Here is a 23,659-nt window from a genome sequence, read left to right as displayed (position 1 = left end):
TTTCGGCACAGGAGCGGTCAGTCCTCGACGACCTTTGTGCACCATGCCGCGAAATCGGCTGCGGGCACTTCCCAGCCTTTTTCATTCAATGTTTCGTGGCGCATGCCCTTGTAAATAATGTCCTTGATGTCAGTGAAGCCGGCATTTCGGAACTGGTCTGCAAGCCAGACGATTTCCTTGCCGTCATTGGTGGCGGCATCCTCGTCTCCGCTGACCAGCAGGATCGGCATGTCTTTTGGTAATCGGCTGATCAGTTTTGGGCCACGATAGGACATTTCAAACACGTCCTGCCAGAGAGAGACACTTGCCTCGAAACTGCAGAGCGGATCTTCGACATAGGCGTCGACAGCAGCCTTGTCGTGGCTCAGCCAGTCGGCGGTGGTGCGCTTTTCCGGCATACGGGCATTCCATGTCCGGAATGTTGCCTTGGGCAGAATACCGCTCGGCACATCCGAACCCTTCAGCCATTTCTCGATGCGCAGCACCACCTGAGCGGCACGGCCCGAAAGACCGGGGTTAAAGTTGGAGTTCCATATGGACAGGGCAGCAAAGGATTGCGGATGGCTGACGGCGGTGTTCAGTGCGACAAGTCCACCCATTGAATGTCCAAACAGGACAACCGGCAGGCCGGGATGACGCTCGCCAACCAGATTGCGCACAGCCATCACATCCTTGATCGCCTTGTCGACGCCATCTTTCCACGCAAAACGGCCAAGCGGCGCGTCATCGGCTTTTGTCCGCCCGTGGCCTCGGTGGTCATGGGCGTAAACTTCAAAACCCTGTTTTGCCATTACATCGGCAAAGCGGGCATAACGACCGGCATGTTCAACAAGGCCGTGGCAGATCATCAGCACGCCGCGCGCCTCGTTTTCGGCGGGCATGTGGCGATAGGCAACAGACGCGCCAGACGGACTCTCAAGGCGGTTGATCTGTGAGAACATGGTTTGCCCTTTCGTTCAGAGCATCTTAGTGCTTTTGCAACTTTAGGTATTGCAAAATCAATGCTTCATCCTTTACGGATGTGAGGTTGATCTTGCAGGGTTTGGTTATGATATCCATTTCAGCCAATACAATGAAACCGTTACAGAAAAACGGTCAATTACCCATCTTCCACGTATCCTTGCTGATTTATACCGTCGCCATGATCCTGATCTTCCTGAGCATGACCGAAGGTGTTGCTCAGGTGAGTGATGTTGACGACCGGATGCGAGAACTGCAAATCCGTCATTTGCTGTCGCCCAAAGGGCAATGGTTTGATTTTCAGTTGCCGTTCATCGCCATGCCGGAACCGTATTTCTCGCCGTGGTCGCGGCTGGTTGACTTGCCATATGTCATTGTAACTGCAAGTGCGGAAATGCTTTTCGCACCTGAAGTGGCCTTGAATATTGCGCTCTTCATCGTTCCACTTCTTCTGCTTGTGCCCTTCAGTTTTCTGGCGGCGTTGCTTTTGACGCGCATGGTGCCGCTCGAAACATTTTCTACGCGCATGCAGATCATTCTGATTGTTTGCATGGTGTGCTTTCTGGCAAGCGTAGTGCAGGAATTTTCGCCAGGTCGCATCGATCATCATAATGTGCAGATCCTGGCAATGATGATGATTGCTTGCGGGTTGATGCTGTGGAGCTTCAATGGTGGTGTGCTGATCGGTTCCGGCGCCGCCATATCTCTGGTAACAGGCCTTGAAGTCTTGCCGCTTGTCGTGGTCGTCTGGGCGGGTCTTATACTTTCCTATCTTGTCGGTACTAAAGAGAGCAGGCGGGTGCTGCTTGGTGCCTGTATGGCAATGTTTATTGCCACCATTGTTTGTGCATTTGCGTTTCTTGGACCTGCCTCGATACGGTCGGTTCAGTGCGATGCGTTTTCGGCACCTTATATATTGCCGATGATTTTGGTGCCGCTGAGTGTATGTGGCAGCCTCTATTTTACACCGCGTGCTGCGCAGCAGTCTATCAAGGCGGCGGCTTTCATTGTCCCGCTGCTGATTATCGTTGCTGTTACGGCCTGTTTGTTTCCGCAATGCCTGCAAGGTCCATATGGGATGTTGGGGCCGCTGGAGCACGCGCTTTGGTTTGATCGCCTTTTGCAGGAGAAGAACCTCCTGCAGCTTTATAGTGTCGATACGAGTGGTGTCGTGCCTCTTCTTGGCGCGGTAACCGGACTTGTGTTTTTTGCACTTATTCCTGTCATCAGGAAAGGCTTTCAGCAGAATACCAAATATCTGATCCTCTACGCGGTCATGGCGTGTGCGCTTATTCTGGCGTTGTTGATGGCTCGTTATTTGAAATTCGCGCTGTTATTTATGCCGTTTTTCCTTTTCTTCTCCGTGCACTGGTGGCGGCAGGCGAGAGCAGACGGCGCCTCCATCCTGCCAGCGGTGTTTAGTTCTGCTGCAAGCGTGCTTGTTTTTGCAGGATCGCTTCTGATGTTCTCCAAAGGCGAATTTGCCTTTCACCCCACTGATTTAATGCAATATGACCAGTGCCAAGGGCAGGATATGTCAGTCTTGGCAACGCTTTCGCCGGGCCGTATCATCTCGCCGCAAGGATTGGCGATGCCACTCGCAGCAACCATGCCGGATGGTTTTTCGATTGCATCGGCGCCGTTTCATCGCACAGCACCCGGTATGCGTCGGGTCTTTACGGCATTTCTCTCCAATGACGTTGAAGCCAGAAAACAGGCGCTTGCACCTTTTGACTATGTTGTCGTATGCCGCCTGGGATTTGAGCTGAGCGACAAGGACGCTGTGCTTTACACGGCGCTGGCAACAGGCCAAGACTGGCCAGGGCTGGAAAGAATTATCACAGACAACGCGTCCGACTTGCAGGTTTTCCGCATCGATCACAGCCGCTTACGATAGGATTTTGACGGGGCGTTGTATGCCGTTTGCATTTGCGACGTAGGATAATTCCCGTTTCGACATTGCCCCACACGGTCATTTCGCCTACATAGCGGCAAACCTCATTTCATGGCGCGGAGCATTCCTTTAATGGCACGTCAGTTCATTTATCATATGTCTGGTCTTAACAAGTCCTACGGGGCGAAGAAGATCCTCGAAAACGTTAACCTGTCGTTCTACCCGGATGCCAAGATTGGTATTCTCGGTCCAAACGGTGCCGGTAAATCTACTGTGCTGCGCATCATTGCCGGTCAGGACAAGGAATTTACCGGTGAAGCCTGGCTCGCCGAAGGCGCGACCGTTGGTTACCTAGAGCAGGAACCAAAGCTTGATCCTGCCAAGACCGCTTTTGAAAACGTCATGGAAGGCGTTGCCGATAAGAAGGCCGTTATCGATCGTTACAACGAATTGATGATGAATTATTCCGATGAAACTGCGGATGAGGGTGCCAAGCTTCAGGACATCATCGACAGCCAGAACCTGTGGGATCTGGAACAGCAGGTCGAAATGGCGATGGAAGCACTGCGCTGCCCGCCAAAGGACGCCAATGTTGAAACGCTGTCGGGTGGTGAGCGCCGTCGTATCGCGCTGTGCCGTCTGCTGTTGTCGCAGCCTGACCTGCTGCTGCTCGACGAACCGACCAACCATCTTGACGCCGAAACCATTGCATGGCTCGAAAAGCACCTGCGTGACTATCCGGGCGCCGTTATGATGATCACCCACGATCGCTACTTCCTGGACAACGTCACCGGCTGGATTCTTGAACTCGACCGTGGTCGTGGCATTCCTTACGAAGGCAACTACTCTGCCTACCTGCAGGCCAAAGCAAAGCGCATGCAGCAGGAATCCCGCGAAGAAGCCGGCCGCCAGAAGGCACTGTCGCGCGAACAGGAATGGATTGCATCCAGCCCGAAAGCCCGTCAGGCCAAGTCGAAGGCCCGTATCAAGGCTTACGAACAGCTGGTGGATGCCGCTGAAAACATCCGTCCAGGCGACGCGCAGATCATCATTCCTGTCTCCGAGCGTCTTGGCCAGGTCGTTATCGAGCTGGAAGGCCTCAACAAGGGCTTTGAAGGCCGCACGCTGATCAACGACCTGTCGATCAAGCTGCCACCGGGTGGTATCGTTGGTATCATCGGCCCGAACGGTGCCGGTAAGTCGACGCTGTTCAAGATGATCACCGGCCAGGAAAAGCCGGACGCCGGTTCGATCCGCGTCGGTGAGACGGTTCACCTTGGTTATGTTGACCAGAGCCGCGATGCGCTGGATGGCAACAAGACCGTTTGGGAAGAAATTTCTGGCGGTGCGGAAGTGATCAAGCTTGGCAAGTTCGACATGAACTCCAGAGCCTATTGCGGCGCGTTCAACTTCAAGGGCGGCGATCAGCAGCAGAAGGTTGGCAATCTCTCGGGTGGTCAGCGTAACCGCGTTCACCTTGCAAAGATGCTGAAGGCTGGCGGCAACGTGCTGCTGCTCGACGAACCGACCAACGACCTTGATACGGAAACACTCGGTGCGCTGGAAAGCGCGCTGGAAGCCTTCGCAGGCTGCGCCATCATCATCAGCCACGATCGCATGTTCCTTGACCGTCTGGCGACACACATCCTCGCTTTTGAGGGTGATGGCCACGTCGAATGGTTCGAAGGCAACTTCGAAGACTACGAAGAAGACAAGGTTCGTCGCCTTGGTCCTGACGCCCTCAATCCGGGCAGCCAGGCCTACAAGCGCCTGACCCGCTAAGACCTGTCCAAATAACGGACAATTTCATGAAGCCTCTGCACGCTATGTGTGCAGAGGCTTTTATTTTGTGCGGAAAATCTTGCCGATTTCTAAAAATTTAGTGCCTGCGACATATGTGTGCACCTTGATGATCGTCATTTTAAGCCATTGTTTTGACTATTACTTTCAGTTTTTCTTAAGGTGGTTTCCGTAGATTTTTCTAGTGCATGATCGGCACAATTTTAGATGGCATGAGGCCATGCTTCAGGAGTGTCTCATGAGATTGGTCGATATTTCAATCAGCAAGCGGCTGTGGACCGCAGTCACCTTGCCCATGCTTGCTGCCGGTTATCTTGCCTACGTCCAGATATCGGATCGTTTGGTTATCTATAATGACATGCAGCAGATTACGGTCGCCAGTGAACAGTTGAAAAAGCTGAGTGACATGGTGCATGCCCTGCAGGTGGAGCGTGGCCTGACTGCCGGGTTTATCGCCTCCAAAGGCAATCAGAATGCGTCCCAGCTTGCCAGCTCCCGTTCGCAGACCGATGCAGCGGTCGGAGAGTTTCAGACGGTGTCGCAGGAACTGGCGAAAGCGGTTGATTTTGATCTGGCCGGTCCCAAGCAATCAATCAGCAGCGGTATTGGCGAAATTGCAGTTCTACGTAGATCCGTCGACAGCCTGTCAACGACCGGTGCGCAATCGTTCAGTTTCTACACGGGCGTCGTTGGCAAGATTGTCGGTCTTTCCGGCAATATCGCCGCTACTGCGCAAGACGCCGGCATTGCCCAGCAGATGTCTGGCTATGTGCAACTGATGCAGGCCAAGGAAATTGCCGGTCAGGAACGCGCAATTGGCAATGGCTTTATTACAGCAAAACGAGTGGACCCAAGCCGCTTCGCAGAGTTTGCAGCCATGGCCGGCGGTCAGACCGCGCTCCTCAATTCTTCGCTGTCGGTTCTGGATGAAAACCAGCGCAGCAAATATCAGGCGAAGACGTTGTCGCGATCCGCACGCTCATTCTTGCCAATGGCGAAAATGCCGAGTTGGGCAATCTCGACAGCGGCAAATGGTTCGCTGTTTCCACCAAACGTATTGAAACGCTCAAACAGATCGAAAATGAGGATCTGCACCGCATCGCGGCATTGGCGCAGGCGCATGCCGATGGTGCTTTCAGCAATCTTGTTGTGATTGCCGTGCTTTGCCTTATCGGCGGCCTCATCATGGTGGTGTTTTCCGGCCTGATGGCGATGACGGTTGTGCGGCCCATTGCACGCATGGTTCAGATCATGGGGCGCTTGGCGCATGGCGATATCGACAACAATGATGTCGCCACCGGCCGCAAGGACGAAATAGGCGACATGGAACAGGCCGTTGAGGTGTTCCGTCAGGCTGCTATTCGTAATCGTGAACTGGAAGCTGCAGAGGAAGAGGCAAGGGGCCGTGCAGAGCGCGAGCGGCTGGAAATGCAACGGGTTGCGGAGGCGGAAGCAGAAGCGCGACTGGTTGAGGCCACAAGCACCTTTGCCAGCAGCATGAAACGTCTGGCCGCTGGTGATCTGCTGTGCGAGTTGCACGAACCACTGTCCTCGCAGTTTGAAGCATTGCGGCAGGACTTCAACAGTTCGGTTCGTCAGTTGCGTGAGACGCTGGCAAGTGTTGGCCATTCCGTTTCCACGGTGACTGGTGGATCGAAGGAGGTTTCGTCTGCGTCCGATGATCTCTCACGTCGTACCGAGCAGCAGGCCGCATCACTTGAGGAAACCGCCGCAGCGCTTGAACAGATCACCGCCAATGTGACTTCAACATTCAGACGGGCAGGCGAGGCGCGTGATGTGGTGCGTAACGCCCGTGACCGTGCCGATAACTCCGGCAATGTCGTGCGCAACGCCGTTTCTGCCATGGAGAAGATTGAAAACTCCTCCAAGCAGATCAGCCAGATCATCGGTGTTATCGATGAGATCGCCTTCCAGACCAATCTGCTGGCCCTGAATGCCGGTGTCGAGGCCGCCCGTGCGGGTGAGGCAGGCAAAGGCTTTGCTGTCGTTGCACAGGAGGTGCGTGAACTGGCGCAGCGTTCTGCCAATGCCGCCAAGGAAATCAAATCACTGATCGGAAATTCTGAAATTGCCGTTAGCGAAGGTGTGCGCCTCGTCAACGATACCGGTACAGGTCTGGCTGAAATTGCCGGTCTGGTTCAGTCGATCAATGTCCATATGGAAGCCATTGCGACCGCAGCACATGAACAGTCCGCTGGACTGGCGCAGGTCAATACGGCCGTCAATCACATGGATCAGTCGACGCAGCAGAATGCGGCGATGGTGGAGGAGATGAATGCGGCTGGTGCAGCGCTTGCGCAAGAAAGCGTCAATCTGAACTCACTGCTGTCGCAGTTCCAGCTTGGCCAGCAGGTTGGGCAGTTGCAGGCGGCGGCGGATGTTATGCGTCGTGTGGCAGCACCTGTGTCGACAGCTCCTAGACAGGCGCCGGCTCGCCGTTCTGCTGCGGTTGCGCATGGCAATGCGGCCGTTGCCGAGGATTGGACCGAGTTCTGATCTCATAGGCCAATGGCAGAGGGCTGACCTCCAGCCTGACTTCAATACAAGCGGCCGCATAAGGGGAAGCCTTTTGCGGCCGCTATCAAATTGCACTCTGTTTTATCGTTCGGTTACCGCCTTGGTCTTGAGTGCCGCGCAGCGGGTTTCCTCCAGATGGGAAACAGGCTAAAAGCGTCCTATGAAATCTGCACCGTGTACCATCTGCATAATGCTCCCGCGCATCTGACGTGAGGAGCTGTGGCGACAAGACCTCTGGTCTTTCGCAAGGATGCCGCGTGCCTGCAAGTGCGCCGCGGCGAAACACATGCAGAGAGAACTTCAATGCAGAACTATTTTGAAAGCCCTTTCAGGGGCATTACGCTCGACAAGCAGATAACCAACCCCAACATCGTTGTTGGTCGCTACAGCTATTATTCCGGTTATTATCACGGTCACAGTTTCGATGATTGTGCCCGGTATCTTCTGCCGGATGAAGGTGCCGACAGGCTGATCATTGGTAGCTTCTGCTCGATTGGATCAGGTGCTTCCTTCATCATGGCTGGTAATCAGGGTCACAGAAACGACTGGATCAGCACCTTTCCATTCTACTGGATGTCGGAGGTGCCGGCATTCGCAGGAGCGCGGAACGGTTACAAACCGGCCGGTGATACCGTCATCGGCAATGATGTGTGGATCGGTTCCGAGGCCGTTATCATGCCGGGTGTCAAAGTCGGGGATGGTGCGGTGATCGGTACACGCGCGCTGGTAACCCGTGATGTTGAGCCTTACGCAATTATCGGCGGCAATCCCGCCCGTAACATTCGTCTACGTTTCGATGAACGCCTGATTGCTATGTTGCTGGAAATGCAGTGGTGGAACTGGCCCGATGAACAATTGCATCAGGTGATGCCTTTGCTGACCAGTGGCGACATCGAAACGCTTTATGAGCATTGGCAGGCGGGAATCAACGTCGTTTGACCTTTATTGCTCACCTCAGGGCGGCCGGAGCGTCGCGCAAACGGCCGCCCTGGGACCTGTCGTGACCTGACAAAATGCGTTAACAGTTTTGGGATTATCGCTTGCAACCGCTTATCAAATCACATAAAGATATCTTTATGTCTTGATTGGGTCTTGGCGAGGCGTGTTGTGCAGTTTGAATTGAACAATCTTGTGGATTTGTTGAAGGCGGCAGGTGAGCCGACGCGGTTGCGTCTGCTGGCTTTGTTGTCGGCTGGCGATCTGACTGTCACCGATCTTACCGAAATTCTCGGTCAATCCCAACCACGTGTGTCCCGACATCTGAAGCTTTTGACGGAAGAAGATCTAATCGACCGTTATCAGGAAGGTGCATGGGCTTATTTCCGTCTGAAACAGGATGGAAACGCCGCTTCGCTGGTTCGTCAGTTGCTGGACGCAACTGCCAAGGATGATGCCGTTTTACTGCGTGATAGCGAGCGTCTAGCCGATGTGAAGCGGGTCCGCTCTGAGCGCGCGCAGGATTATTTCAGCCGCAACGCGGCCGCCTGGGACGAATTGCGCAAGCTGCATGTCAGCGACGAATTGATCGAAGAGCAACTTCTTGGCCTGATTGGTACGACGCCGATCGACTCGATGCTGGATCTTGGCACGGGCACCGGCCGTATCCTGCAGTTGCTCAGCGGTGTCTACCGCCGTGCGATTGGCGTGGATGCCAGCCGTGACATGCTTGCCGTGGCGCGGTCCAATCTCGACAAGTCGGGCATTAGCAATGCGTCCGTCCGGCACGGCGATATTTTCAACCTGCCGCTTGAAGGTCAGGATTTCGATCTGATCGTTATCCATCAGGTTTTGCATTTCCTGGATGAGCCTGACCGGGCCATTGCCGAAGCTGCGCGTTTGTTGCGTCCCGGTGGCCGTCTGGTCATCATCGATCTGGCACCGCATTCATTTGATTATCTGCGGGAAGACCATGCCCATGTGCGGCTCGGATTTTCTCACCAAACGCTTGAGGACTGGCTGAAGAAGTCTGAACTCGAGCTTCTTAAGGCGGTTGATCTGCGCTCCGGCAAAGCCGGCAGCCAGTCACTGGATGTTACAATCTGGATTGCAAAGGACCAACGTTTGCTGATTGCAAACGAGGCAGCAGCATCCACTCCGTTTGTTGCCTCGGGGAGGGCATGACAATGGCCACGACAGAACAAAATCGCGCCAATGGCCATATTCATCTGTCCTTTGAGTTCTTTCCGCCGAAATCGCCGGAAATGGACAAACAATTGTGGGAAACCGTGGCCGAGCTTTCGCGCTGGAACCCGGACTTCGTGTCGGTGACCTATGGCGCTGGTGGCACGACCAAGGCACCGACGCTTGAGGCTGTGCGACGGATGATTGGCGATGCCAAGCTGCATACGGCAGCGCATCTGACCTGCGTTGATGCCAGCCGGGAGGACGTGCATAAGGTTGTGGACGAATTTCGTGCTGCCGGTGTACGCCATTTCGTGGCGCTGCGTGGTGATCCGTCAACCGGTATCGGCACGGCATATAAGCCGCACCCGGACGGTTATGCCAATGCATCGGAACTGGTGAAGGGGCTGCGCGAGATCAGCGATTTCGAAATCTCTGTGTCCGCCTATCCGGAAAAACACCCTGAGAGCACCGACGAAGCGGCTGACATCGACATGCTGAAGCGCAAGTTCGACAATGGCGCAACGCGTGCCCTGACGCAGTTCTTTTTCGATAACGACGTCTATGAGCGTTACATGGAGCGTGTAACGGCTGCTGGCATCACCATTCCCGTAGTGCCGGGCATCATGCCGATCCAGAACCTGACGCAGCTTAAGCGTTTTGCTGGCCGTTGCGGCACAAGCGTACCTTCATTCCTGGATACTCGCTTTGAAGGTCTGGATGACAACCCGACAGACCGTGCCAAGGTGGCCGCCGACGTGGCCGCTGAGCAGATCGAGGATTTGCAGCGACGCGGCTTCAGCGAATTTCACCTTTACACCATGAACCGTGCGCCACTGGTCAATGCTGTTTTGGAAAATCTTGGCCTGTCGCGTGAAAGACGCTCGGCAGCCTGAACCGACTTAAGTTCTTACAAATACGGAAAAAGCGCAGATCCTCCCGAATCTGCGCTTTTAAATTTTTTTAAGTCATCAACTGTTTTGGATGCTTGATCGAGCCTTGAAGTCCTCGTCAGATAAAAAGCATTGCTCCGACGAACACAAACGCCATACCGACTACCAAGGCATTAAGAGAGTTCGTGAGTCCCATGGTCTGCCTCCTTCTGTTGACTGGAGGATAATATGACCGTTTTGTGTCGCTTGAAAAGCGTATTTTATGCCGCAGCGCAGTGCAATTGTTCAGTTTTTAGGAATGAATTTCCTCAATCCATTGAAAATCAAATAATATTTCAATATTAGAAATTAATTGTTTTATTGAGAAAAAGTAAATCCAGGCCGCTTATCCCCAGTCGTTTTGTCGAGATTAGGACATAATCCTTAAGCGGGATGGTAAATGCGGCCCCAGATTCGAACAGGGGCCGCTTGGTTCAATTGGTGCCAAATGTGGCAGTTTTGCCTTAAAGCGCGTCGAGAAGCTCGCGGGTAGGCCAACCATCGGCTGCCATACCAAGACGCTTCTGCTCGCGCTGGACGGCAACACGGGTCCCTGAACCGAGAATGCCGTCGATCTTGCCAACGTCATGGGTCATGTTATCGAGCTTGGTTTGCAGCTCGCGCATCGCCGCGTCATCCAGGCCCTGATCGGGGTTACCCTTGTTGTAAACAGGAGCGCCCATCAGACGTGTGGCGAAATAGGCCGCAGACGTCGTGTAGATGAAGGACTGGTTCCACTCCAGATAGACATTGAAGTTGGGGTAGGTGATGAAGGTTGGGCCTTTGCGACCCTGTGGCAGCACCAGTGCGGCCGGCAGGTTTGCGAAATTCTTGTTGCCATCACGCGGGGTCACGCCGAGCGCAAACCACTCGCCAGCCGTCAACGGACCACCGAGACCGGATTTCTCCCAAGGCAGGTTTTCTGGAACACTGACTTCCTGAATCCATGGCTGGCCCTTGCGGAAGCCAAGGCTCTGGATGAACTTCGCGGCAGTCAGGATGGCGTCGGCAGCGCTGGTCTTGACGTTGATGTGGTTGTCGCCGTCACCATCGACACCAAAGGCGATAATGTCCTTAGGTAGCATCTGGACCTGGCCGATTTCGCCAGCCCATGCACCGGTGTTGGTGGCAGGGTCGAGATCGCCATGCTGCACCATCTCAATTAGGGCAAGCAGCTGCGGACGGAACAGTTCCGGACGGCGGCAGTCATGCGACAGGGTCACAAGTGCGTTGCGGGTGTTGAAATCACCTTGAACGGCACCAAAATCGGTTTCCATGGCCCAGAAGGCAGCGATGACGCCAGCTGGAACACCAAATTCCTGCTCGGCGCGCTGGAAGGTGCTGGACAGCTGCTGGATCTTCTTGCGGCCAATATCAAGGCGAGCCTGGCTGACGGTGCGCTGCGAGAACTCAAGGAAGGTCTGTTTGAAAACGCCCTGGGCGCGGTCTCTCGACAGAACCTTCTGGTCAATCTCCGCGCCTGCCAGAGCCTTGTCGATGGCGTCAGCCGGGATGCCCTTTGCCAATGCGTCTGTTTTTACACCCTGCAGGAAGGCTGAAAGATCACCGCCGCAAGCTGCGGCCTGTGCGGGTGCCTGTGTTGTTGTCTGCGCCTGCGCAAAAACAGTACCGGAAGTCAGAAGGCAGGTGGCAGCGACGAGAACCGCGCTGCGGACGGATGGCATGAACATCGTGTGGTTCCTTGGTAATGAAGTTTTCCTGCTTTCGACAAGCTTTGTGACGAAAGCATGAGGCCTGGTATAAAAACACCCCAAAACCGGGCTGAACACCCGGTTTGATGGCTGCTTCGTTAACGAAGGCCTTTCAGCATTACTTGCTAGCGGTTGTAACCCAGCTTTTCCAGTTCTTTTCGCTGCCCGAGAACACGTTGATATCCGTCGGTCCGGTCACGCCGGGCACAACGCCGGTTGCGGTATATTGCCAGAACGCCCAGCGGCGATCCTCATAGATCTTGGCTGGATGAGCAGCCACCGAGCGAACCCAGAAATGGTAGTCCTTGAACTGGCCAACCAGATTGTCACGATGGAAGTCCACCGAGGTGTAGATGATCGGACGTTTGCCGTAGTGTTTCTCGAGACGGTCGAGGAAACGCTGCATCTCGGCACGCACGACCATCGGGGCAGGGCGTGTCTTGCAGGTCGGGGAAGACGGGTTCCACTCGACATCAAGAACCGGCGGCAGGGTTACGGCTTCCTTCGGCACGTTCTGCATGAACCAGTCGGCCTGCGCATCCGCCGTCGAGCAGAAATAGTAGAAATGGTAGGGTGCATGCAGAATGTCCGCTTTCGCGGCGAGGCGCCAGTGGTCATTGAATTTCGGGTCGATGCGGTCGGAACCTTCGGTGGCCTTGATAAAGACGAAGGAGACGCCTGACTTGCGCACTTGCTGCCAATCGACATCGCCGTTCCACTTGGACACATCGATGCCATGGATATCATGGCGGTGCGGATTGTTGACGCCAAAGTCCTGCGGATCGGTGTCCTGAAAGCGTGGTTTGGCAACGGATGCCGTTTCCAGCAGGTCATAGCTGGCGGAAGTGCAGCCACTGACCAGCATCAATGTGGAAAGAACCACCGGTAAAAGCCGTCGCCCCATGTCTGTCTCGTCTAAAAAAGGAAATCTACCCCCACACCACCTCGGTTTCGAAGCAGTTCGGATATTCTTAATTCAGCATATCGTGGTAAACAACCGGTTATGACAAGGGGCAAAACACTGTTTTGCTTGGTATTTAAGCAAGGCTTTGCAGCGAGATGTCCTCATCCCCGTTTTGTTAACCGAGGATGATGCTGGATGTTAGGGGGCGTTTGTGCCGTTTATCCCTGCTGGACTTTGGTAATCACCGCCCGCCAGGCGTAGCCACCGCCAATGGTTTCAAAGCGCAAGGTCGCGTTATGCTGTGCAAGGCGCTGCTCGAGAACATCTCGCAGATCAGCTCTCGGCGTGACATGAAAGCGGGTAAGCCACCCCCGCAACAGGCGCCTGAACAGCAAGGGCAGTTTTTCCTGCTGGCCGAAATCGACGATATGCAGGCTGCCTGCCGGTGCCAGTGCTGACAATGACGCATCGATTGCGCCGTGCCAGTCGGGGATCATCGACAGCGCATAGGAAATCATGATCCGGTCGAAACCGCCGTCCTGTCCGAAATCTGCAGCGTCAAAGGCCGTGGCATCGGCCACTTTGAAAACCGGTTTTGTCGATTCCGATCTGAAGTTTGCGGCAGCTGTTTCAAGCATTTGTGCAGAAATATCCAGACCGAACAAACGGGCGGCAGGAAATGTCTTGCGTGTCAGCAGCAGATTGCGACCTGTGCCGCAACCGACTTCCAGCATGGTGCCGTCGGCTGGGATATTCAGGCCAGCAATGGTGCCATCGCGCCCCAGCAGATAATATTTGCGAGTCAGGTCGTAAATGTACCGCTGGTAGCGGTACATATCATCCATCAGGCCGGCGTGGTCATTGCTATCAAGGGACTGAAACCCTTTGCTTTGACCACTCATGCCGAGGTCTTTTCGTAGATGTGGAAGCCGCCGTAAATTGCCGAACGATCCTTGCGGTTCAGTTCGTGCGACCGTTCTTCCAAATAGACCCAATTGGTGCGGACTTCCGGCGACAGGCGGCCTTCGATGACGCTTTTTTCCGCAGCGGTACGGAAGATGACGCGTGCGCCCTGGGCGGCGGTGCGGGTCATCTGGCTCCACAGGTCGTTGAGCTGTGTGTCGTTCATCCAGTCCTGCGCATCCAATAGCACATAGCGGTCAAGGCTGGCGGCCTGTTTGCCAGCCAAAAGCTCCGTGAAGGTCGCGTGGTGCACCGAAACCTTGAGTGCGTTGTTACGAATGGCTTCGTAATATTCCGGTTTCAGGTAGGCTGGCAGATCGCCCTCATGCGGCTCTGGATACCGGCGGGCAAATGCCTGCCAGGCGAAATAATTGTCTTTCAACGGGAAGTCGCATGCCAGCTTTTCAAGGCGGGCACGCAGAACCGGGGTAATGGTGTTGCCATCCGAGAGGCTTGCCAGTTCGTCATACTGACGTGGCGGAATGCCAAGGCCAAACAGCGAGCTTTTGCGTTTGGTGAGCCAGCGGATCATTGGCTTGTCAAACAGCGGTGCTACCTTCTCATCAAAGAAGCGGCGCTGCTCATCCATGGTGCGGGCGTGGGTCATCTCGGTCAATTTGACGCCGTGCAGGCGGGCAATGACGTGACCTGCGCCGATAAAGCGGCCGAGCAGGCCGGTGCGGTAGATATTGCGATTGAACACCGAAATGCGGCGACGGCCGGTCATCGTGCGCTTCGACCAATAAGCGCGGGTCTGATGGTCGAGGTGAGGGGCGATGAAGCGGTCATAGCCTTCACTGTTGCTGCGGATGTTGGACTGGCCGAACTGGCGAACAACATCTCCGTGGCCGGGCAGGTGGTGGAAAGCGGTCAGCTTAAGCTTGTTGAGGGCGATGTGATGCGGATTGAGATCGACGACATCAATGCTTTCAGGATTACGCGAGAGATATGCCAGTACATTGCAGCCACCGGAACCGATGGTGACAATGCGGTGCCCGTCCCGCAATTCCATGGCTTCCATGTCGACTTCCGGATCTTCCCATATTTGCGGGTAAACCAGACCGGAAAACAGCACGCCGAACAGACGCTCGGAAAAGCCGTCCGTGGAAAGTGTCTTGTGCTGGAGGAGGGCATTCTTCAGCTTTCCATTGTTACGAAAGCTGGTTTTGTGTGTGGCGCTCGTCATATGATTCCACCTCTACATTGGGTTAGAGGCGTTTATCTCTGATACGCTACAGTTTGATGACGTGCTGTGGATAGCGCCTATTTGCGCAGGACGTGCAACATGCCCTTACGCTTGGCATCGTAGTAGTAACCACGTGCATAAAGACGTACGGCATTGTCACGGTCGTTGTCAGCCACCAGCCATGCGCCGCGCAGATATTTGACGGCATATTTCAGGTTGGTCTCTGCATCGAACAGACCGGACGCAGGGCCATCAAAGCCCATGGAACGGGCGGTGGCGTGTTTGATCTGCATGAGGCCGTAATGTCCACGGTTGAAGGCAGACGGAACGTAACGGCTTTCGCGTTGTACGACACGGTGCACCAGATCTTCCGGCACATCATACATCTGCGAGTATTTGGAAATCAGCGTGCTGAGCTTTTCGCGTCCGACAGGAGAAGTTTCCATGCCTTCGCGGGTGTTGATGGCAGCGATGGCCGAGTTCTGCGGGGCGGAGGCATACGCCATCATCACGCCCTGCGGTTTTTGAGAGGGAACAGCTGTCTGCGCGGAAATGGCGGCCTGGGCGGCCTTGCCATCGTCAAACGGCTGCATGGCCATGGAAATGCGCATGGCCGCAGATTCGGATTGTTTGCTTGGGAACGAACCCTTTACGGCGGCAACCTGTGTGAAAGTGGCCGTGTTGCCTGCTGTGGCAACAGTATTTGCGGCTGCAGCAGGTGTGGCCTGTGCGGTTGTTGCCTGCTCTGCTGCCGGAGTGGTTGCCTGCGCCACCATTTGTGCTTCTACCTGGCCGTCAGTCGGCGCTTGGGCGGCAGCTGCAGCAATTTCTGCGGCTGGTGGAAGAACGAGTTTGCCGGCAGCATCAACGGCGACGCTTGCTGTCGCGGGTGCTGCTGCGGCCTGTGCAGCAACTTCTGTGCCTGCAACTACAGTTGCGGCGGCCGGTGCCGTGCCATCTGCAGCAGGCGCTGTCGTTGCCTGCGCCTGCAAGGTCGGCTGGGTGGTTTCAAGCTGCGGCTTGGAAGCAATTTCTACGCTGGTGCAACCTGCCAAAGTGGCTGCGATACCAAAAGTGGTCGATATCAGGAGCGCCGTTCTCCGGCTTGCACTCAGGCGTTTTGTCATGTTGCCGCTCTCGTTTTGCCTGTCTTTCGACGCCCTCGTCGCGAACGAAGCAGGCCACTACATGTGACGTCCATTAACCTATTGTGAACCGGGCGGCAAGCAGGCCTGCAACGTCAGGCGGCAATGCGGCGGTATCCTGCTGTTACGGCGCGACCGCTGATGAAGTAGCTACGACGTTGATAAGGCTTGCGTTTTTGGTTGCTCATCTGCCGCGCAAGTGACAGGCTCTTTTCGGCAAAAACAGCGTGTCCGAGGGCCAGAACAAGCGACATCAGAAGGGCCAGCGCCTGCATTTCTGCCAGCAAGGTAATGTTGTCTGCACCTGCTGTCACGAACTGCGGCAACAAGGCCAGAAAGACAGCGATGAAACGTGGTGTCAGCGCAAGGCAATAACAGTCGGTGAAAACACCGCTGGCTGTCTTGAAAGGAAGGTTGTCATTGTCGGCCTTGGCAAGCCGCACAGCCGGGCTGGCAAACACCCACAGCATGAACAGCAACAGCCAGCCGATGCCGGCCCATTGCACGATTTCCAGCAGGGATGCGGAGAGATAGGCAAAGCCGAGCGTTGGCACCGCGGCGGCCGTCATGGCGGTTACAATGCCAATCGATGCGCCTGTAATGGCCGGGAAAATGGTTTTTTTTCCTCTGATGGCACGATAGGATGCTACCCGGTGTGAAAGCGGCGAGGGAAGTGAAAACAAAATGGCGCAAGCTGCGGCAAATGTGATCCATAGCTCGGCGTTCATCATTTCGGCTCCCTTTCCTCCCAAAGCGCAACGGATCAGCAGATAGGCCGGTCGCGCCTTAAGTCTTTCTTATCGCATGTTCTTATCTCAAAACCGCTACACAGTTTTGTGTGCCATGCTTTAATTTAGCAAGATCAGAAGCATGATGCCATGCTCCTGACGTCTTGCAAGGGAATTTACCCTGAAAAAGCATCGGCTCGTCAATCAAAAAGAAATTTTCCTGACATGACGATGCAAAAATTCAAATGGTTAGGGCACCTGCAGGTTGCACTGCGCCCTTATGCGTCATGCTGACACAGCCTTCTGGCCGATGTGATCCATCACGTCGGTGAACCATTTTGCCGAGATATCGAAGTGCTTTCCACCCTTGATGCGCGGGAATTCGATGGTGCGCAGCTTGCCACCCTGTTCCTCGTCGTGGCCGGTGACACCGGACACCTTGTTGAGCGCGCTTTCGACAGCAAGATCGACCATGCTCTGGATCAGGCGCAGGTCATCCTGATTGGCCGGGGCGGAGCGGGCATAATAACCAGACTTCTGAACCATCGAGCGTTCCGCGCCGATCAGCGATGCGAACTGCTTCTGGAACCAGCCGCCGACATTGATGGTATCGATCTTGACGTGGCCAAACGCGTCGCGCTTGACGCTTTCGCCAGCCGCTTCGCGTTCGGCAACGATGGTATCGAGGCCGGCACCTTCCGACACGAACAGCGTGACATAACCTGATTTGTCCATGATGGCACGCAGACGCTCAGATTCTGCCTCCAGGTCGAACGCCATTTCCGGCAGGAAAAGGCCGTCGATGTTCTTCATCGCGGCGTTCATCATGAAGCCGTCGACATATTCATTGGCGCTGGTCTTCTGAATGTAGGAACGGGCGGTTGCGGCCGTCAGCCAACCGCAGTGGCGGCCCATGACTTCATGGATCACCAATGTGCGAGGTGCGGCACTCTGTTCATTGCTGACATTGTCAAAGAAGTTTGCGCCGACTTCGGCGGCCGTCCATGCGCCAAGCGACTGCTTGATTGGAACGACGTCATTGTCGACCGTCTTTGGAAGGCCAACCACAGTGAGGTTGTAACCATTGGCGCCAAGATAGGCTGCGAGATCGGCGGCGGTGGTGTTGGTGTCATCTCCACCAATGGTGTGGAGGATGGTGACGCCGTCATTGGCCAGGCGCTCAGCTGCAACGCGCAACGGGTTTTCGCCTTCCTTGACGAGGCCGCGCTTCACACAGTCGGCAGCATTGGTCAGCTTGACGCGGCTGTTGCCGATTGGCGAGCCGCCATAACGGTGCAGCAGGTGCGCCTTTTCGCGCATGTCCTTGTTGATTTCGATACGGTCACCCAGAAGAACGCCCTGATAACCGGAGCGGTAGGCCACGATGTCGAGCTCCGGTGCGATGTCCGTGTATCTGCCAATCAGGCCGCCAACAGCGGAAGAGAGGCAGGGAGCAAGTCCACCGGCGGTCAGCATTGCGACTTTCTGTTTGGCCATAACGGCACTCCTTTTAGGTCATGAAAATCTGGTCTGTGGGCAAATGGATGCGACAGCAGGCATCGGCTGTAAAGTGAATTTATCAAGAAAAACGGGTGTTTCGCCCGGTTTTTGGAGGCGATTGCGGCCAAGGGCAAATATAATCGTTTCAATTGATCACGGTGATGTGGCGCCATTTGGCGGGCTGTGGATAACCTTGTCCGTGCTGCGTCTTGTGGCAGGTTGCGCATGTGTGCCAGTTTCGATCATCACTTCCATCGCGACCAAAGATGAATAAAACTTAATACTGGCGGGTTGCTGTACACCTTGATTTTTCGCGCATTATCTGGTGAATCTGCATGATGATTATAGATTTCGCCTGTCTGCAACTTTCATCTCTGTGGGAACGGCTGCTCGGTGCAATCGGCGACGTGGCGGGAAATACGCTCGGTCGCGTGGTGGAAGCCATCCGCACGCTGTTTGAAGGCGACCCGGAAACCCGTCGTAAAGTATCATTTTCTGTGGCGATCATCGCGCTCTCTGCCAAGATGGCCAAGGCTGATGGTGTCGTCAACGATGCCGAGGTGAACGCCTTCAGGCAGATTTTCGATTTTCCGGAAGAAGAAGCTCAAAACGTTGCCCGTCTTTATAATCTCGCCCGTCAGGACGTGGCCGGTTATGAAGCCTATGCCGAGCGTCTGGCTGGCCTTTGTGGGTCGGGGCAGGACAATTGCCAGATGCTGGAAAGCGTCATCGACGGTCTTTTCCATATCGCCAAGGCGGATGGTCTGATCCATGAGCGCGAACTGGCATTCCTTGGCCGTATCGCGGAAATCTTCCACATTACCGAAGACCATTTCGAAACGATCATGGCCCGCCACGTTCATCTCGATGGTCGTGACCCTTACAGGGTGCTTGGTGTTTCGCGCTCTGACGCATTTACTGAAATCCGCAAGCGTTACCGCAGTCTGGTGGCAGAACACCATCCGGACCGTTTGATTGCTCGTGGCGTGCCGATGGAGTTGCATGCCGCTGCCAATGAACGTATGGCTGCACTCAATGCCGCTTATGCGGCGATTGAGAAAGAACGCCGCGCTGCATGACTGCTTTTACACCGGATTACATGGGTGCATCCGTCGCACCTTCGCCTAACCATGGCGAGCGGGTAGATAACTGTCCGCCTGATATGATCATTCTTCATTACACGGGTATGCCGAGCGCAGATGGTGCCTTGTCCTGGCTGTGCAATCCGGAAAGCGAAGTTTCCAGCCATTACTTTGTCCACGAAGACGGCCGTGTGGTGCAGCTTGTGCCAGAGGCGCGCCGTGCATGGCATGCCGGCAAAAGTTTCTGGGCTGGTGCCACCGATATCAATTCACGCTCCATCGGCATTGAAATTGCCAATCCTGGCCACACCGGCGGCTTGCCCGCATTTCCTGCCGAACAGATCAAAGCGGTTTTCGAATTGTGTAGAGATTGTGGCGAGCGCTGGTCTATCGCGCCTGAAAGGGTGTTGGCGCACTCTGATATCGCGCCGGTTCGCAAGGTTGACCCAGGCGAAAACTTCCCCTGGAAAGTCCTGCATGAAAACGGGGTCGGGCACTGGGTGGAGCCGGGTGCGGTAACTGGCGGACGCTTTTTCCAGCGCGGTGATGCTGGCCAACCGGTCGAGGCCCTGCAATCCATGCTGTCCTTCTACGGATACAATGTTGAAATTACAGGGTCTTTCTGTGAAAAAACAGAAGGTGTCGTTGCTGCATTCCAGCGCCATTTTCGTCCGCTGCGGGTGGATGGTATCGCCGATTTCTCGACAATCGACACGCTGCACAGGCTTTTAACAGAACTTCCAAAATACCGCTCTGTTTAAGTTTTTTTCAGTTGTTTTGTTCCTGAATTGGCGGCTTTGAAGATCAGTTTTTCCGAGTTGCCACAGTATATCCTTAATAGGCTGTTTAAACGTCACCATTGAACTGCGGTGGGACGCTCATTTAAGCAACTGTCGTGAATATCAACAAGTAAGACTTTTTTAGCCGGAGTATCCGTGATGGACTCCGCAAGGTGAGTTGTTGCGCTGTGGCGCCGTTCCCGTCTTACGTCTGGAGAATTTTTCTAAATATGAAAAGAGTTGTTGTTGCCGGTGCAGCATGTATTGCCATGCTCGTTGCACAGGGTGGATCTGCGTTTGCCCGTGATGAGAAGGTGAAAACCAAAACCGTTACACTTGAAACCATGATCCGTAAGCCCGGTTATCCAATGCCGGAAAAGGCAGTTCCTTCGGCTCTTACCAATTCTTACTCTCCGATCATCGTCAAATACGCCAAGAAATATGGTGTGCCTGTTGGTCTTGCTCATGCTGTTGTCAGCGTCGAGAGCAAGTTCAATCCAAAGGCCCGCGGCAGTGCCGGTGAAGTTGGACTGATGCAGATTAAGCCGGCAACAGCGCGTATGCTTGGTTATCGCGGTACGGCAAAGGGCCTTTACGACCCTGAGACCAACATCCGCTGGGGTATGGAATATCTCGCGCGGGCACATCAGCTTGGCGGCGGCCAGACCTGCGGCACCATTTTGCGTTACAATGCAGGCCATGGCGCAAAACGCATGAACCCGGTTTCCAAGCGTTACTGTGGTAAGGTGCAGGCACTTCTGGAAGGTTGATTGTCCTTTCACGTTCGTGTCAATCAAACGGTCGTGTTCTTGCCGTTTGAGTTCACCTGTGGCGTACACATCATGTGTTGACAGGCGGACTGCCGATCATGGTAGCTCTGTTTCCGGAATATGGAGCAGAATGCAGTGACGGACTTTAAATACATAATCATAGGTGCGGGCATGATGGGCGCAGCCGCAGCCCGCCACCTTTCTCAAGTGACCGATGGCATTGCGCTGGTTGGTCCAGAAGAACCAGCAAACCGTAAAAACCATTCCGGTGTTTTTGCCAGCCATTATGATGAAGCCCGTATCACGCGCGGTTTCGATGGCGACCCGATTTGGGGAACGCTCGCGGTCCGATCTCTTGCCCGGTATTCCGAAATCGAAGTGGCCAGCGGTATTTCCTTCTACAGTGAAGTCGGCTGCCTGTTCTCGGGCGAAGAACCAATCTCCGATACCGATTATGTGCGTCGTGCATTTGCCACAGCTTCCAGGCTTGATCTTGATATTGAGACGGTCAAGCCGGACGCCATGCCGGCGCGTTTTCCGATGTTTACGCTGCCGCCAGCTCATAACGGATATTTCGAAGCGCAGAATGCCGGTTATGTGAACCCGCGCGCCTTGGTGAAGGCGCAGGTGACTGTCGCGCAAAAGCAGGGTGTTTCGGTGCTGCGGGACACGGCAATCCGCGTCAATGACATGTCTTCGCATGTGCTGGTCGAAACGGCCGATGGCAACAGCTATACGGCAGAAAAGGTGCTAGTGGCGGCCGGTGGTTTTACCAATATGGCCGATATCTTGCCGCGCCCGGTCGACATGGCGGCGACTGGCCGAACCATCGTGTTCTTTGAGCTTGATGAGGCAAAACAGGCGCTGTTCAAGAATATGCCGTCCACCATCGTGCTGGCCGATAATGACGACGATATCGTCTATATCCTGCCGCCGGTGCGCTACCCGGATGGCAAGGTCTATCTGAAGATCGGCGGCGAGGGGGAAAAGAGCGCGCTTTCTTCGCACAGTGATGCGGTCTCCTGGTTTCAGTCGGACGGAAACCTTGCGGAGGTCGACTATCTGACCAAGCGTGCGCTTTCGTTAATGCCTAATCTTGCTGGTGCGCCGGTCACATCAGGCTCCTGTGTCGCATCGATTACCAAAACCGGATATCCCTATATCGGTTACACGGATGCTCCCAATATCGCGGTGCTGACGGGTGGCAATTTTGTTGCGGCAAAATCCTCAGATGAAATTGGCAGGCTCGGTGCGCAGCTGTTATTTGACGGAGCGCTGCAGGAGCGTGAATTCGCCGCGGCAATGGCGCCGGTTTTCGTCTGACTTTGATTCAGCGGATCGCTAGAACGTATTGATCCTGAATCCAAAAAGCGGGACGCATATTTAAAATAATTAGGGAACAGCATGTCAGCACATTTCAAGCATATCGTCATTGGTCGCGGCATGATGGGGGCCGCCGCTGCCAAATATCTGGCACGGCAGACCGACGGCGTTGCGGTGATTGGTCCCGATGAGCCTCAGGACGCCAAGACCCATCAGGGCGTGTTTGCCAGTCACTATGATGAAGCGCGCATAACCCGCACCATCGATCCCGATGCCGATTGGGCGTTGATGGCAAATCGCTCTATCGCCCGTTACGGTGACATTGCACGGGAAAGCGGTGTTGAATTTTACGCTCCTGTTGGATGCCTCGTCGTTGGGCCGAAGCGTGGCGGCGGCAATTCATTTATCCAGAATATCTGCAATGCCGCTGCCAAACTGAATGTCGAAACGCAGCTGTTGAGCAATGTTGCTCTGGCAAAGGACTTTTCCTATTTCGCCTTTGAGGCGGGTTGCGAGGGGGTGTTTGAGGCCAAAAATGCCGGATACGTCAATCCTCGCGCGCTGGTGAAGGCGCAGAGCGCTCTGGCGGAAAAGGCTGGCGCTACTGTTCTGCGCGAAGTGGCTGTGTCTGTTCGTGACGAAGGCACTTTCGCCGTGGTGACAACGGCCGAAGGCAACGAATATCGCGCTGATAATGTGCTGGTGGCTGCCGGTGGGTTCTCGATCATGGAAGGTCTGCTGCCGCAGCCTGTGAAGCTCAATGTCTACAAAAGAACGGTGACGTTTTTTGAAATTCCCGAAGACGAACTGGATGCTTATTCCGGCATGCCATCGCTGATTTATGAGCCGAGCGATCCGTCAAAGCACATCTATATGTTACCGCCGGTGCGTTATCCAGACGGCAAGGTTTACATCAAAATAGGCGGTGACCCTGACGATAAGCTGGTTTCCGGTGATGCCGACATGCGTGAGTGGTTCCGTTCTGGCGGGCGACAGGTTGCGCAGGATCATCTGACGGCAATTGTTGCGAGCCTTGTGCCATCGGTTGATTTGTCACGTGTTTCAACAGGTGCCTGCGTGGTGTCGAAAACGCCGGGTGGGTATCCGGCAATCGGCTTTACGTCGTCCCCCCGTATTGCCGTGCTGACGGGTGGGTGTGGAACGGCCGCCAAGAGCTCGGACGAGATTGGGCGGCTGGGTGCGACCTTGGTCCGTGAGGGGCAGATCGATGATGCTGCCTATGTCACGGACTTTAAACCCGCCTTTGCAACGATGTGATGCTAACCGGCGACGTCAAGTGATTGCCGGTTTTACAGCCTTTT

The 23,659-nt window shown here is 54.9% G+C and carries 19 protein-coding genes and 1 pseudogene; 12 read left to right on the top strand and 8 right to left on the bottom strand.

The annotated features are described in order from the left end of the window. Positions 1 to 17: 17 nt before the first annotated feature. Positions 18 to 941, bottom strand: coding sequence for an alpha/beta hydrolase (locus tag HGO37_RS01835; RefSeq protein ID WP_250981896.1), 924 nt, complete (start codon positions 939 to 941; stop codon positions 18 to 20). A 107-nt stretch (positions 942 to 1,048) separates the two neighbouring features. Between HGO37_RS01835 and HGO37_RS01830 the strand changes: the two genes are divergently transcribed. The 7 genes and pseudogenes from HGO37_RS01830 (at position 1,049) to metF (ending at position 10,209) form a co-directional block, all read left to right on the top strand. Next, a complete protein-coding gene (locus HGO37_RS01830) occupies positions 1,049 to 2,857 on the top strand; it encodes a hypothetical protein (protein ID WP_250981895.1) in 1,809 nt (602 codons plus the stop codon). Between the two features lie 129 nt (positions 2,858 to 2,986). Beyond that, positions 2,987 to 4,636 (top strand): energy-dependent translational throttle protein EttA, encoded by a 1,650-nt coding sequence (gene ettA / locus HGO37_RS01825; RefSeq protein WP_250981894.1) that lies wholly within the window; start codon positions 2,987 to 2,989, stop codon positions 4,634 to 4,636. Positions 4,637 to 4,874: 238 nt separating this feature from the next. Continuing rightward, entirely contained in the window at positions 4,875 to 5,807 is a 933-nt protein-coding gene (locus HGO37_RS01820; protein ID WP_502941363.1) for a nitrate- and nitrite sensing domain-containing protein, read from the top strand. After that, a pseudogene (locus HGO37_RS01815) lies at positions 5,714 to 7,171 on the top strand (methyl-accepting chemotaxis protein); the annotation flags it as partial. The gene HGO37_RS01820 and the pseudogene HGO37_RS01815, both read left to right, overlap by 94 nt. A 324-nt stretch (positions 7,172 to 7,495) precedes the next feature. Further along, positions 7,496 to 8,131: a type B chloramphenicol O-acetyltransferase gene (gene catB, locus HGO37_RS01810; RefSeq protein WP_250981892.1), complete on the top strand. Its 636-nt coding sequence runs from the start codon at positions 7,496 to 7,498 to the stop codon at positions 8,129 to 8,131. A 168-nt stretch (positions 8,132 to 8,299) separates the two neighbouring features. After that, positions 8,300 to 9,313: an ArsR/SmtB family transcription factor gene (locus tag HGO37_RS01805; protein ID WP_192488493.1), complete on the top strand. Its 1,014-nt coding sequence runs from the start codon at positions 8,300 to 8,302 to the stop codon at positions 9,311 to 9,313. A 2-nt stretch (positions 9,314 to 9,315) separates the two neighbouring features. After that, positions 9,316 to 10,209 (top strand): methylenetetrahydrofolate reductase [NAD(P)H], encoded by an 894-nt coding sequence (gene metF / locus HGO37_RS01800; RefSeq protein WP_192488494.1) that lies wholly within the window; start codon positions 9,316 to 9,318, stop codon positions 10,207 to 10,209. Between the two features lie 500 nt (positions 10,210 to 10,709). Here the strand turns inward: metF and HGO37_RS01795 are convergent, their stop codons facing one another. From HGO37_RS01795 to HGO37_RS01765, 7 genes are all read right to left on the bottom strand, one after another. Next, complete coding sequence (locus HGO37_RS01795) at positions 10,710 to 11,930, bottom strand: lytic murein transglycosylase (protein ID WP_250982386.1); 1,221 nt, start codon at positions 11,928 to 11,930, stop codon at positions 10,710 to 10,712. A gap of 145 nt (positions 11,931 to 12,075) precedes the next feature. Then, positions 12,076 to 12,861, bottom strand: a complete 786-nt coding sequence (locus HGO37_RS01790; protein WP_250981891.1) for a glycoside hydrolase family 25 protein — start codon at positions 12,859 to 12,861, stop codon at positions 12,076 to 12,078. A gap of 218 nt (positions 12,862 to 13,079) precedes the next feature. Further along, positions 13,080 to 13,763 carry a class I SAM-dependent methyltransferase gene (locus HGO37_RS01785; RefSeq protein WP_250981890.1) on the bottom strand — a complete coding sequence of 228 codons (684 nt, stop codon included), beginning with the start codon at positions 13,761 to 13,763 and terminating at the stop codon, positions 13,080 to 13,082. Then, positions 13,760 to 15,010 (bottom strand): BtaA family protein, encoded by a 1,251-nt coding sequence (locus HGO37_RS01780; protein WP_250981889.1) that lies wholly within the window; start codon positions 15,008 to 15,010, stop codon positions 13,760 to 13,762. Before HGO37_RS01780 ends, HGO37_RS01785 begins: the two co-directional genes overlap by 4 nt. Positions 15,011 to 15,087: 77 nt before the next feature. Next, positions 15,088 to 16,137 carry a lytic transglycosylase domain-containing protein gene (locus tag HGO37_RS01775; protein ID WP_250981888.1) on the bottom strand — a complete coding sequence of 350 codons (1,050 nt, stop codon included), beginning with the start codon at positions 16,135 to 16,137 and terminating at the stop codon, positions 15,088 to 15,090. Positions 16,138 to 16,250: 113 nt separating this feature from the next. Continuing rightward, the gene (locus HGO37_RS01770; RefSeq protein ID WP_250981887.1) at positions 16,251 to 16,886 is read right to left on the bottom strand and encodes a LysE family translocator; all 636 of its coding nucleotides are present in this window, start codon (positions 16,884 to 16,886) and stop codon (positions 16,251 to 16,253) included. Between the two features lie 282 nt (positions 16,887 to 17,168). Continuing rightward, complete coding sequence (locus HGO37_RS01765) at positions 17,169 to 18,380, bottom strand: pyrophosphate--fructose-6-phosphate 1-phosphotransferase (protein WP_192488499.1); 1,212 nt, start codon at positions 18,378 to 18,380, stop codon at positions 17,169 to 17,171. Between the two features lie 341 nt (positions 18,381 to 18,721). Here HGO37_RS01765 and HGO37_RS01760 point away from each other — a divergent pair, with 341 nt between their 5' ends. The 5 genes from HGO37_RS01760 (at position 18,722) to HGO37_RS01740 (ending at position 23,615) form a co-directional block, all read left to right on the top strand. After that, positions 18,722 to 19,462 (top strand): J domain-containing protein, encoded by a 741-nt coding sequence (locus HGO37_RS01760; protein WP_250982385.1) that lies wholly within the window; start codon positions 18,722 to 18,724, stop codon positions 19,460 to 19,462. Beyond that, positions 19,459 to 20,226 (top strand): N-acetylmuramoyl-L-alanine amidase, encoded by a 768-nt coding sequence (locus HGO37_RS01755; RefSeq protein WP_250981886.1) that lies wholly within the window; start codon positions 19,459 to 19,461, stop codon positions 20,224 to 20,226. The genes HGO37_RS01760 and HGO37_RS01755 overlap by 4 nt, the downstream gene beginning before the upstream one ends. Positions 20,227 to 20,474: 248 nt before the next feature. Further along, positions 20,475 to 21,014 carry a lytic transglycosylase domain-containing protein gene (locus HGO37_RS01750; RefSeq protein WP_192488501.1) on the top strand — a complete coding sequence of 180 codons (540 nt, stop codon included), beginning with the start codon at positions 20,475 to 20,477 and terminating at the stop codon, positions 21,012 to 21,014. Positions 21,015 to 21,149: 135 nt separating this feature from the next. Beyond that, positions 21,150 to 22,337 carry an NAD(P)/FAD-dependent oxidoreductase gene (locus HGO37_RS01745; RefSeq protein ID WP_250981885.1) on the top strand — a complete coding sequence of 396 codons (1,188 nt, stop codon included), beginning with the start codon at positions 21,150 to 21,152 and terminating at the stop codon, positions 22,335 to 22,337. Positions 22,338 to 22,418: 81 nt separating this feature from the next. Continuing rightward, positions 22,419 to 23,615, top strand: coding sequence for an FAD-dependent oxidoreductase (locus HGO37_RS01740; protein WP_250981884.1), 1,197 nt, complete (start codon positions 22,419 to 22,421; stop codon positions 23,613 to 23,615). Positions 23,616 to 23,659: the final 44 nt, after the last annotated feature.

Origin of the sequence: Rhizobium sp. CG4 (assembly GCF_023701965.1) — a bacterium.
Classification (GTDB): Bacteria; Pseudomonadota; Alphaproteobacteria; order Rhizobiales; family Rhizobiaceae; genus Agrobacterium.
The sequence above is the reverse complement of the archived record's forward strand: the minus strand, read 5'-3'. Positions and strand labels throughout refer to the sequence as shown.